Annotated in this window: 11 protein-coding genes and 1 pseudogene; 7 read left to right on the top strand and 5 right to left on the bottom strand. The window is 63.2% G+C overall.

All coding sequences use genetic code 11. The features are described 5' to 3' along the window. Together LH475_RS09945 and LH475_RS09940 are read left to right on the top strand one after the other, a co-directional pair. Positions 1–1,072, top strand: a 1,072-nt coding sequence (locus LH475_RS09945; RefSeq protein ID WP_297413752.1) for a Zn-dependent hydrolase, incomplete at its 5' end; no start/stop codon positions are given. 302 nt (positions 1,073–1,374) lie between these two features. Further along, a complete protein-coding gene (locus LH475_RS09940; RefSeq protein WP_297413750.1) occupies positions 1,375–1,767 on the top strand; it encodes a transposase in 393 nt (130 codons plus the stop codon). Between the two features lie 259 nt (positions 1,768–2,026). On the opposite strand, the gene LH475_RS09935 is transcribed toward LH475_RS09940, so the two are convergent. Then, the gene (locus tag LH475_RS09935; protein ID WP_297413747.1) at positions 2,027–2,566 is read right to left on the bottom strand and encodes a GntR family transcriptional regulator; all 540 of its coding nucleotides are present in this window, start codon (positions 2,564–2,566) and stop codon (positions 2,027–2,029) included. A gap of 488 nt (positions 2,567–3,054) precedes the next feature. On the opposite strand from LH475_RS09935, the pseudogene LH475_RS09930 reads away from it, so the two are divergent. The 3 genes and pseudogenes from LH475_RS09930 to LH475_RS09920 form a co-directional block, all read left to right on the top strand. After that, positions 3,055–3,225: pseudogene (locus tag LH475_RS09930) on the top strand (nuclease-related domain-containing protein); the annotation flags it as partial. 49 nt (positions 3,226–3,274) lie between these two features. Beyond that, positions 3,275–3,718, top strand: a complete 444-nt coding sequence (locus tag LH475_RS09925) for a GNAT family N-acetyltransferase (RefSeq protein WP_196842581.1) — start codon at positions 3,275–3,277, stop codon at positions 3,716–3,718. A 120-nt stretch (positions 3,719–3,838) separates the two neighbouring features. Next, positions 3,839–4,279 carry a VOC family protein gene (locus LH475_RS09920; protein WP_297413744.1) on the top strand — a complete coding sequence of 147 codons (441 nt, stop codon included), beginning with the start codon at positions 3,839–3,841 and terminating at the stop codon, positions 4,277–4,279. Between the two features lie 288 nt (positions 4,280–4,567). Here the strand turns inward: LH475_RS09920 and LH475_RS09915 are convergent, their stop codons facing one another. Continuing rightward, entirely contained in the window at positions 4,568–4,975 is a 408-nt protein-coding gene (locus LH475_RS09915; RefSeq protein ID WP_297413742.1) for a Rid family hydrolase, read from the bottom strand. Positions 4,976–5,111: 136 nt separating this feature from the next. Here LH475_RS09915 and LH475_RS09910 point away from each other — a divergent pair, with 136 nt between their 5' ends. Together LH475_RS09910 and LH475_RS09905 are read left to right on the top strand one after the other, a co-directional pair. Further along, the gene (locus tag LH475_RS09910; protein ID WP_297413740.1) at positions 5,112–5,687 is read left to right on the top strand and encodes an isochorismatase family protein; all 576 of its coding nucleotides are present in this window, start codon (positions 5,112–5,114) and stop codon (positions 5,685–5,687) included. Between the two features lie 269 nt (positions 5,688–5,956). Next, entirely contained in the window at positions 5,957–6,673 is a 717-nt protein-coding gene (locus LH475_RS09905; RefSeq protein ID WP_297413738.1) for a DNA alkylation repair protein, read from the top strand. Between the two features lie 410 nt (positions 6,674–7,083). Here the strand turns inward: LH475_RS09905 and LH475_RS09900 are convergent, their stop codons facing one another. The 3 genes from LH475_RS09900 to LH475_RS09890 form a co-directional block, all read right to left on the bottom strand. Further along, positions 7,084–9,126, bottom strand: coding sequence for a VWA domain-containing protein (locus tag LH475_RS09900; RefSeq protein ID WP_196842577.1), 2,043 nt, complete (start codon positions 9,124–9,126; stop codon positions 7,084–7,086). After that, a complete protein-coding gene (locus tag LH475_RS09895) occupies positions 9,119–10,513 on the bottom strand; it encodes a sigma 54-interacting transcriptional regulator (protein WP_196842576.1) in 1,395 nt (464 codons plus the stop codon). The genes LH475_RS09900 and LH475_RS09895 overlap by 8 nt, the downstream gene beginning before the upstream one ends. A gap of 496 nt (positions 10,514–11,009) precedes the next feature. Further along, on the bottom strand, positions 11,010–11,524 hold a 515-nt coding region (locus LH475_RS09890), incomplete at its 5' end, for an ATP-binding cassette domain-containing protein (RefSeq protein WP_297413734.1).

The raw sequence follows: 11,524 nt of genomic DNA, 5'->3' as shown, positions 1-11,524 counted from the left end.
GGACGGCATCGGTAATTTCGCCATGGCCCCCGACTACGCCGACCCCCCCGCGGGCCAGCCCGCGGTCTGGTCGGGATCGCACATAGACACCGTGCCCAATGGTGGTGCCTTCGACGGAGCGCTCGGCGTTCTCGCCGCGGTCGAGTGTTTGCGCCGCATACAGGAGGAACATCCGGCGCTGGACCGCCCGGTGCGAGCGGTCATGTTTACGGACGAAGAGGGCAACTACGCCCACCTGTTCGGGTCGAGCGCCTTGGCACGGGGCTTCTCGCACGCCGAACTTGAGGCGCTCACCGGCCGGGATGGCGACCGTTTTGCCGACACTTTCGAAGCGGCCGGCGGTGACCTCGATGCCGCCGCGGCATCGAAGCTGGACCCGGCTGCGCTGCACGCGACGGTGGAGCTGCACATCGAGCAGGGACCCACGTTGGAGCAGCTTGGGCACGACATCGGTGTGGTCACCAGCATCGTGGCGCTCGGCGGCGGCGTAGTCTCCTTCCTGGGCCGGGCCGACCACGCCGGGACAACTCCGATGGACCGGCGCCAGAATGCGCTCACCGCCGCCGGCGCACTCTTGGTGGCCCTACCCGAGGTGGCCGCCGGTGTCAGCGGACGTGCAGTCGTTACCTCGGGAATCGTCACGGTCGAGCCGGGAAGCGCCAACGTGATTCCGGGGACGGCGCGGGTTACGGTGGACTTTCGGGAGGCCGAAGCGGAGCTGGTAGATGCCCTTCAGTCGGGCATCGTGGAGGCGACCAGGGAGATCGCGCTGCGGTACGGGGTGGACGCGGAATTCGATTTCGAGACCACTATTCCGCCGGTGCTTCTGGACGCCGGGATCCAAGCGACGATCACCGCTGCGGCTACGGCCCGGGGACTCTCGCACAGCGCACTGCCCTCCGGCGCGGGGCATGACTCGCAGAACATGGTCCGGCTGGCGCCGACGGGCATGATCTTCGTGCCGAGCATCAATGGACGCAGCCACTGCCCTGAGGAGGAAACGGCGTGGGCAGACGTCGAGAACGGCGCCAACGTGCTGCTCGACACCCTGCTGAGTCTGGCGCGCGACTGAGGTGAAACCGGGCAGGCTTGCGGCGCAGGCATAATCCCGTTCGGGATTCGATAAGATCGCTTCGCGCAAAGGGAGTACTCCCCGCGTTCACGTTTACAAGAGTTGTAGTGCGGCCCTTCGTTCACGGCAAGAGCCGACAGGTCAGGGCGCATCGACGGCAGACCGGTGCGCCGGCCCACGCCTTTCTGCTGGCGATCTTCGCCGTGCGGGTTTCTGGGTACTTCGTTGCTTGCGATCTGATGCGGCCTAAACACTGGCCTTGACCAAATTTCGTGGACACCTTCTAAGAGAAAATGTTCACTATGGCAAAGACCCGTCGGCAGTTCACTCCTGAGTACAAAGACGAGGCCGTGAAGCTGGTTATCAATACTGGCCGGGCGGTCGCGAATGTGGCCCGTGAGCTCGGCATCAATGAGGCCTCGCTTGGCCGTTGGGCGACCGCGTTCAAGGCTCGCAACGACACTGGCGAGACGGCGGTGACCGAATCTGAGCGGGCCGAGTTGCTGCGGTTACACAAAGAAAACGCTGACCTGAAACTTGATCGGCCGTTCCTAAAAAAGCGGCCATCTTCTTCGCCCAGGAATCATCGGATACGAACGGAAAGCGTTCGAACTGATTGGAGCAAGAAGGACAACTTCATCATCGTTCGCACCGCCCGATTACTGGAAGTATCCCGTTCGGGCTATTACGCCTAGGCCGGGCGTGAGGCCTCGTCGGCCGAGCTCCGGCGGGTGCATATCGAACAGAAAGTCACGTTCCTGCACGGTGATTCCGATGAGGTAGAAGAGAAGCCCGGCTATTGCCGTCCAGCCATCGCCCGTGCTCAGATCCTGACCGACGTTTGCCCGAACATAAAATATCGCCATTCCGATGATTGACAACCCAAAGGCTGAAAAATAAACGCCAACAGGCGTCGGGACCAACGTGTACGATGCCAAACGAGCGGCCCCAATTTCAGCTGCCGCGGTGACCATTGGACGCACGGCCGATCCATCTGGCACTCCGGTTAGTATCGCTACATCGTCTTTCAGTAGCGCCCGCAGTCGATTCGCACGAAGGAAGACGGAACCTCCGCCGAGAATGAACGGCAGTGCGGCCGCAACGATAGTTTCCCAGTGCATCGCTTAGCTCCCGGATATTTGAGGATGTGCTCAACATATCGGATCGCGGCGTTTCCACAACCATGCGGCGCACCCAGAGGAGCCGCAGTGGTACCTCAGAACTGCCGAGGTCGCGCGCCGCGGCGCGCAGGATCGCCTCGAGACTGGACCAGCCCGAAGGCGGGTTGACGAAGGTCCCAAGCCCGCGCCGAACGTATACAATTTTCTGCGCTTGGAGACTCTTGATGGCTTCCCGAGCGGTCAGACGGCTGACGCCGGCCTCCTCGGCGAGGACAGCCTCCGGCGGCAGCGGCTCGTGGGCCGCAAACACTCCCCGAAGGATTCGGTCGAGGAGGCTTTCAACCAAGTCATCGACTAGGGACGTTCTATTCATGAGACCGATTCCTTTGCCCGGGCGCGGCGTCGGACTCGATTTAGTGTATCGGCGTCACACCCTCAACTCCGGCTCTCCCGACCACGTTCCGCAATTGGGGCCCGCGATTCTCCATCGGATCTACCCAGGACCGTCAGTCGAGAGAGCACTAACGGGCAGTCGTCGATCCCGCTCGGCGCCACGGTCGCAGCTAATAGGAGCGGTTCTTTCAGAATTTCCGGATTCCGCGGGTCCTGCTGCCACCCTCTTCTGGGGCTGTCCACGCTTTTGCGTGTCGCGTAGCTTCGATGGCGGGGGGGGTCATCATCGATAATCATTCTGACGTGGCCGTTCAACCGACGCTGCGCTCGCGCGGTCCCGCCTACTCCGTGATGCAAGAGTGCCTGCGGATTCAGGCGACCGCCCCGCCCTAAAGCGCGGCCGCAAGACTCTTCGGCCAAAATCCGCTAAACCCTGAAGCCCGCAGCTGGTACGGCGGTGCCCTTGGTGAAATCGAAGTTGCAGAGGTGCTCTCGAAGCTCGGCCCCGAATGGACCGTGCTCCACGCCGTACCCGTCGGCTCTGGCTCCTCCGACATCGACCACGTCGTGATCGGGCCAGCGGGGGTCTTCACGATCAACACGAAAAACCACACGGGAAAGATCTCTGAACTGTCTTGATCCGATCCGTGTCTCCGCGACGTTGCCCACATCTGCGGAGGCTCACAACGTGTCTCTGCGTTACTACGAAGACATCGTGGGTCGCTACTACGGGCGCCCCGCCACCCGACCGGAGGTCCTCGATGCGCAGGCCGGTTACCCCAGCGATGACCTGGCCCCACCCACCGGGCTGTTTCTGCTTGCTGAACAGGGATCGACCGTTCTCGGCTGCGCGGGAATGCGGATTCGGCCGGGCAATATCGGCGAGGTGACGAGAGTGTTTGTGGTTCCCATGAAGCGAGGGCACGGCGTGGGCAGGCTCCTCATGGAGGACATGGAGCGCAGGGCACGCGGGGTCAGACTCACTACCCTGCGGTTGGACACGCGCTCCGATCTCCTTGAAGCGCGAGGCCTGTACGCGTCGCTTGGCTTCATCGAGGGGGAAGCACACAATGCGGACCCCTACGCGAACCACTGGTTTCGAAAAGAGCTTGTGCAGGCAACGTCTTCGTGATCGCCGCTGTGAACGACGTTTTGTCACCCCTTTTCAGACCGCAGGTCATCACTGAAAGTGTCGGCACGAAGATCGCGCCAGTTCAGGCCGGAGGGTCTCCTTCGGTGCGAGAGTGGTTTGATGACTGAAACCTTTGAACCGGCGCTCGTCCCCGAGCTCCTGGTCAGCGACATCGATCGCAGCCTTGCCTTCTGGTGCGATCTGTGCGGTTTCGAGATTCGTCACTCGCGACCCAAGGAGCGCTTCGCGTATATATCGCTCGGCTCCGCCCATCTCATGCTGGAGCAAATCGGAATCGGTCGGAACTGGATCACTGGCCCACTCGAGACCCCCTTCGGTCGAGGAATCAACTTTCAGATCAATGTACCCAGCATCACGCCACTGGTCTCCGCTCTCGCAGATGCCGGTATCGACCTCCTCATGCAACCCGAAACGAAGTGGTACCGCATCGGAGACGATGAAGCCGGGGTGGAGCAGTTCCTCGTTACGGACCCCGATGGCTACCTCATCCGCTTCCAAACTTCTCGCGGCCGCCGACCTGTGCCCCGGTCGACCATCTAACTCGAAAGCACCCCTGCAGCGCTCAGGTACGCGGCAGAGATACCTCGCCGCTTTGCCCTCAACTGTGGCCGGACGGAGGACCCCTCGATCTTCTTCAACTATTAGTGGAATTGCCACAGCGAAAGTGCCTGCAGGGTACGCCGAGCACACCCGATCGCTCGCCCGTTGGCCCTTCGTTCACAGAATATGGTTTACCCGAACTGCTTACGTCGAACTAGTCAATGGAGTCAAGACGTCAGAATCGCCTTCGATGTGTCTCTTCACGACAGGCGCAGCACGCGGCAGATCTCAATCCAGAACCGCTGCCACCGCTTCAATTTCTACAAGCTGATCGGTGTAGCCGAGTACGGTAACGCCCATCAGTGTGCTGGGCACATCATGCGAACCGAACGCGGATCGAACGACGTCCCACGCTTGGATCAGGTCATTCTGATTAGTCGTGGCAACGAGAACTCGCGTGGTAATCACATCGGTCAAAGACGCGCCAGCTGCTTCCAGCACGACAATGAGGTTCTCGACACACTTTGATGCCTGCAATTCATAGGAAATCCTTCCCACCGTGTTCCCGTGCTGATCCAGCGGGCAAGCGCCCGCGAGAAAAATGAGCCGCGCCCCCACGGGGGCGGTGGCGGCGTACGCGTACTCGGCCAAACTCGAAAGGCGTGCAGATCGGATTAGCTCCACTGAGGTTGGCATGGCTTCAGACTACGAGAGCCAGCATCACTTGGCACATAGAAACCAAACTCGGGGAGATTTGTCGCCGGAGCGGAGGTATCTTGGATACAGGGAGTAACGACATTGCATCATCGCACGTCTACTTCTGGAGGATGAGATGTCCCGCGCCACTGATCGCCCCGGCACCGTCCTTCTGGTCATCGACGCCCAGAACGGTGTCCTGGCCAATGCCGACCAACGCGACCATGTCGTGGCCAACATCGCGACTCTCGTTGAACGCGCCCGCGGCGAAGCAGTGCCGGTCGTCTGGGTGCAGCATTCCTCGGACGCCCTGCCCATGGACACCGCCGTCTGGCAGATCGTTCCCGAACTCGAACCAGCGAGCAGTGAAGCTGTGATCCGCAAAGAATACGGGGACTCATTCGAGGCAACCGACCTGGAACAGGTGCTCGAGGAAGCCGGTATCGGCCACCTCGTGGTGGTCGGTGCACAAACGGACGCCTGCGTGCGCTCCACCCTGCACGGTGGATTCACCCGCGGATACGATGCAACGTTAGTCTCCGATGCACACACCACCGAAGATCTCACCGAGTGGGGAGCGCCGCCTCCCGCAGAAGTGATTGCACACACCAATCTCTACTGGAGCTTCCAGACCGCACCCGGCCGCACTGGCAAGGTCGTGACGACGGCCGACGTCGAGTTCACGCGAAAGCCCTCCTCGCCAGCGAGCTAGAACCTCCACGCGCGAACGCCTGAAGGCGACAATCCCACACCACGTACCGGCACCAAATACCCGTCAGTACAAAATCACCCTAACCGCCGCCCAGGTCAGGCTCCTCCCCTCGGCCAATTTTGAGGCCGTACTCGTCGAGCTTATTCAATTCAGGCTCGCGATCTGGATGAGGTTGCCCCGAAGGAATCGTCGAGGACCGCAGTGGTGCTCGGCCCGACATCCGTGGGTGGTTGGGTGAAGGTGACGCCCGGTGCCGTGAGGCGTTTGTGTTGGGCACCGTCCTTGTCGCCCAAGCTGGCACTGGAAGTATCCCTGCCGCCGTAGTTCTGCTCGTGGCCATCGTGAAAATTACCGGCCAAGTCAACGCGGCGGTCGCGGCGGTCGCGGCGGTCGCGGCGGTCGCGGCGGTCGCGGCGGTCGGTACGGACCCACAGCGGCAGAATAGAGGGATGAGCGACGCCGGTGATTTTGTAGATCTCACGCTACAGAACGAAGCTACCTGGGAGCGCGCAGCGCAGGCGAACGCCCGGTGGGGATACGAACTGGACTTCTACGGTGCATCCGTCGGAGCCGTGCGAGGAACCATTCGTGACCTGACCCGCCGATATAAGAACATGACGCACGACGAGGTGACCGCGCTGAGCACTGAACTGTGGAACGTGCCGGTGTTCGAACGCCGTCTTGCGGCAATCGTGCTGCTGCAGGCGAATCTATCCCGGCTCGACAACACCGACCTCACCAGAATCGAGGGATTTCTGCGCGGCGCAATGCTGCCAGAGATCAGCGATCCGCTCACTTTCGACGTGGTGGTTCCCTTGATCGAGGCCCTGAGCGGGTCCAACCGCACACGGGCGGAGACAGCCCTCGAACGATGGGCCCACGATGGCAACCCTTGGTTGCGCCGGGCTGCACACGGTATAGCGGCCAAACTCGCGAGCCCAGAGATATCTGACCCACCGGGAAAGTCACCTTCGCAACGCTCCTGAGCGCTTCGCGGCCAGTTCACGTTGTTTATGCCAGTCGACCGCTGGGACATCATGCACTCCTGGCCTCGCGTGGCAGGGTGGGCGCGTTCACGTCCTGCGGCACCATTTGATCGGCTAGCGACTTCGATGGGCGCCGCGACCCGACAGCACTCCCCCGCGTCGTGTCATCCGCAAAAGCAGTGTGATCTGTGGCGATTGTTTTCGGCCCCATTGTTCCCACCGGTGCGACCTGGGATACCACCAAAGGCTGGTTCTCCAATTGGGTCGCGTTCGGCCTCGCCCTAATCCTCTGCGCAGAATCGTCGACTGGTGGCCCTCGAAGAGAGATTGAAGCAGATGATCACCGAGCAGCGTTTTGCAGCCCAAAAGCGCCATGCCCCCGGTGCCCTGGCCTTTGTTCTAGTCCGGCGCTACAGGCCCCAGCTGCGGCCGAACATCCCCTCGAAATCGCCAGTACCGGGACTTGCCGGCCCCCGTCGAGAGCCGAGATAGGACCCGACCACCGCGGCGCCGAGATCGTCGAGCTCCGGTGCCACGACGGTACCGCCCACGCGCCTGGCCATCGAGTCGATGAACCTCGCGAGCCCGGCATCTTCTCCGAGGCGGAAGAACGTGGTCTGGGCCCCGAGCCGCATCGACCTGTCGAGCTCGCGCACCGAGTGGGCAATGGTGAGCGGATCGGGCGGGTAGCGGAAGTAGACCTCGCCGCCAGGCTCGAGGTGGGAGGTTGGCTCGCCGTCGGTGACGATGAGAAGCACCGGCTGCGCGGTCGGATGCCTGCGGAAGTGGCGGTTGGCGAGCATCAGCGCATGATGCAGATTGGTACCCTTGTCGTAGGTGGCATCGAGAGCGGTGAGGTGCTCGATGTCGAGCTCCTCCGCGTAGCGGCCGAACCCGATGAGCTTGAGGTCGTCCCCCCGGAACCGCGTGCTGATGAGGGTGTGCAGCGCGAGCGCCGTTCGCTTCATCGGCACCCATCTGTCCTCCATGGCCATCGAGAAGGAGGTGTCGACAAGCAGGGCGACACAGGCCTGGGTGCGGGCCTCGGTCTCCTGCACCTCGACGTCGCCGATTTCGATCTTGACGCCCGATCCGGTCGAGCCGCCCTGCCCGGCCATGCGGGTGATCGCGTTGGTGATGGTGCGCGTCACATCCCACGGCTCGGTGTCGCCGAAGTTCCATTCGCGGGTGGAGCCGGAGCGCTCCCCCGCAGTTCCCGCCCGAAGCAGGTCCCTGCGGCCTTGGCGACCGGACATACGCTCGGCAACGTCGCGCAGCAAAACTTTGCCTAGCTGGCGCATCGCTTTCGGCGTAAGCCGGAGCAAGCCGTCGGTCGCGCGTTTCAGAGTGCCCGAATCACGCAGCGCCTTCTCGAGCTGTTGGAGTGCGCGGGCGTCGGTTCTCGCCTCGTCGCCGAGTTGACGGGCAAGTTTGTCGAGGTCGAGATCTTCCATGCCTGAACCGGCATACGATTGGGAAAGTTGCTCGGAGAGGTCGTCGAGGTCGGCGATGTCCTGAAAGACCCCGGTACCGTCTCCGAGGCCGAGGCCCTCGGCGCCATCCATCTGCTCTCCTCCTCCCCAGTCCTCACCCGGGCGCAGCGCCTGGAGCGCCGCGTCGAGTCGGGAGAGCGATTGCATCAGCTGGGGAGAGCCGAAAGCCTGTTGCGAGAGCGCGTCGAGTTCGTTGAGCTGCTCCTCGGTCATCGAATTGCGCATACGCTGGGCGGCGGCAGCCCGCTGGGCGAGCGAGTCAATGAGCTCGCCGACGTTGGCCGGATTCTCGGGAAAGTTCTGCCCGTGCTTGGCCATGAACCGCTCGAACTGGGCGGCGGTGTCTTCTCCGCGCCGATGGGCCTCGAGCAGGTCGTTGAGGTCGTCGAGCAATTCGGTGATGGCTGCGCGGTCGTCATCGGTCGCGTTTTCGAGCGCCGTTTTCATGCCGGCGAAGCGCTGGTCGAGCATTTCTCGCCCGAGCAGGTCCTTAATCTTCTCGAAGTCGGCGCGGGCTTCCGCACTCTGCCAGTCGTAACTCCCAAGCTCGCTTACGGCCGCCGCGGGCGAGGCCGGGAGATTGTCCAGTTGCATTTCGGCGAGCGCACGGTCGGCGTCGTCGAGATCGACGTCGCGGGCGAGCTGTGCGCGTTCGGCACTGACCGCCTTGTCGAGCAGTTCGCGAATTTCCTGCAGGGTGCCGTTGAGGTTATGTTTGCTCGTCAGCTCGCGGCGGCGGGCGGCGACTAGACGGGCGAGGTCGTCGAGCCCGGTGCGGTCCGTGCCTCCGCGGCGCAAAAACTCGCGCATGGCTAGTTCCGGGGAGTATCCGGCCATCACATCCTCCCCGATGGCGTCGAGGGCTTCGGCGATGTCGACGGGTGGGGCGAGCGGATCGGGTCCGCCCGCGTACCGCCCGTAGCGGGAGGAGCCGGCGAGTCGGCGATTTGCCCTAGCCATAGATTACCTCGCCACTGCCGCTCTCCTTGCTGATGCGGCGCGTCAGATACAGACCCTCAAGAGAGAGTTCGATAGCGCTGGCCCGCTGCCCGTCGTTGGTGGCGCCGAGGCGGGCGCAGATCTCGTCGTACAGTTCGGATTCGCCGAGAGACGGCAGCCCGGCGAGAAAGTCGCGGGCGGTGACCTGCTCTCCCGTGATGACCATCACCCCGTTCTCGATCGCCTCTACGAGTGGATCGAAGTCGAGCCCGCGCAGGTGAGCTTTCACCGTCTCCGCCGTGGCCGAGCGCAGCAGGTGGTCGAGAATCTCGTCTTCCCGTCCGTCCTCGCCCGACTCGAATTCGATCTTGCCGCCGAGCACATCGACCGCCGTTTCGAGATCGACTGGGCGCGCGACGGCATCCACTTCTCCCTGACGCGTGGCCCGGTGGATCGCCGCCGCCGCGATGGTTTCGGCGCCCGCGATGGCGAATCGTGCGCTGACACCGCTGCGCTGGTCGACCGCGGAAGACTCGCGCAATCCCCGGGTGAAGCGGGCGAGGATTTCGACGAGGTAGCCGGGTACCTCGGCCATGAGCTCCGACTCCTGGCGAATGATCGCAACTTCGTCGAGAAGGTCAGTCGGATAGTGGGTGCGAATCTCGGCTCCGAACCGGTCCTTCAGCGGAGTGATGATGCGGCCGCGGTTCGTGTAGTCCTCGGGATTCGCGCTCGCGACGACGAGCACATCGAGCGGGAGGCGCATCACGTAGCCGCGAATCTGGATGTCTCGCTCCTCCATAACATTGAGCATGGCGACCTGGAGCCGCTCGGCGAGGTCGGGGAGCTCGTTGATCGCCACGATGCCGCGGTGGCTGCGAGGGATCAGCCCGAAGTGGATGGTTTCGGGGTCGCCGAGGCTGCGACCCTCGGCGACCTTCATTGGATCGACGTCGCCGATGAGGTCGGCGACGCTCGTGTCGGGGGTCGCGAGCTTCTCGGCGTACCGCTCGTCGCGGCCGCGCCAGGCTACGGGCAGGTCGTCGCCGAGATCCGCGGCACGGCGCATGCTCGCCGTGGTGATCGGATCGTACGGATGCTCGCCGAGGTCGGATCCCTCGATTATCGGCGACCACTCGTCGAGCAGACCCACGATCGTTCGCAACAGGCGGGTCTTGCCCTGGCCTCGCTCACCGAGAAGCACGATGTCGTGGCCGGCGATTAGTGCCCGCTCGAGCTGCGGGATCACGGTGGCATCGAACCCGTGCAGTCCCGGCCAGGGGTTGCGGTGCTCGCGCAGGGCACCGAGTAGGTTATCGCGCAGCTCGGCGCGGAGGGTCTTGTGGATGTGTCCCGACGCTCGCAGGCCACCCACCGTTGTCGCGATTGGACGATTCACTCCTGTCATGTTACTCCCGCACGCCGACAATTCCGGGTGTGAGGATCCGGATGGTCAGGCGACTGTCAGCGCCGCCAAAAACTCATCGGCCTCGGTACGTATGGTGTAATCCACCCGCACGTCGGCGAGGGTCACGCTGCAGTCCGCAACGACGACGAAAATCGTCAAGGACGGGACGGCACACGTCGCATCCGCAGTGCTTTCGCTGCTCCCCGAGAAATCGCGGGCCTTCCCGCCAACCTTGACGCGGCGAACAGCGCAACCAAGAGTGGTGCGCCCGGACAGATAAGTCTCAGCAAAGATTCCTCATACGCAAAATATCACGCCGGATCAGCGGGCCAATCGCTCCGATGAATGTCTAGAATTCCACACCACTACCTGGGACGTGACCCCACAAGGTCATCATTAACTCATTAAATTCATCTCTATTTGGCCCAAAACGACAACGTACAATTTGAGGCAGTCAACCGTCGAGACGCTCGGGGCGGGGCACCGAGCTCAGCGACTAGGTCCGGCTCAGCGTTTCCTCATCGGCCGCAACATTCTTCTGCACGGCGAACTGGGTCCGGTGCAATTCCTCGTACCGCCCACCCACAGCCAGCAGTTCCTCGTGCGTACCGCGCTCCACGATCGAGCCGTCCTCAACAACGAGGATCAGGTCCGCGCTGCGGATGGTGGAGAGGCGGTGTGCGATCACCATCGCCGTCCGTCCCTTGAGCGCCTCGCTGAGCGCCGCCTGCACGGCGGCCTCAGACGTCGAGTCCAGCGCCGCCGTCGCCTCGTCGAGGATGACGACGCGCGGATGGGCGAGCAGGAGCCTCGCGATGGTCATCCGCTGGCGCGCGCCTCCGGACAGCCGGTAGCCGCGCTCTCCCACCATGGTGTCCAGCTGGTCCGGCAGGGACCGGACGAGCGGCTCGAGCCGCGCGCGGCGGATGGCGTCCCACACCTCGTCGTCGGAAGCCTCCGGCCTCGCGAGGCGCAGATTGGAGAGGATGGTCTCGTGGAACAGGTGGCCGT

Origin of the sequence: Cryobacterium sp., from assembly GCF_026786305.1 — a bacterium.
Lineage (GTDB): Bacteria > Actinomycetota > Actinomycetes > Actinomycetales > Microbacteriaceae > Cryobacterium.
This window is presented reverse-complemented; position numbering and strand designations above follow the sequence as displayed.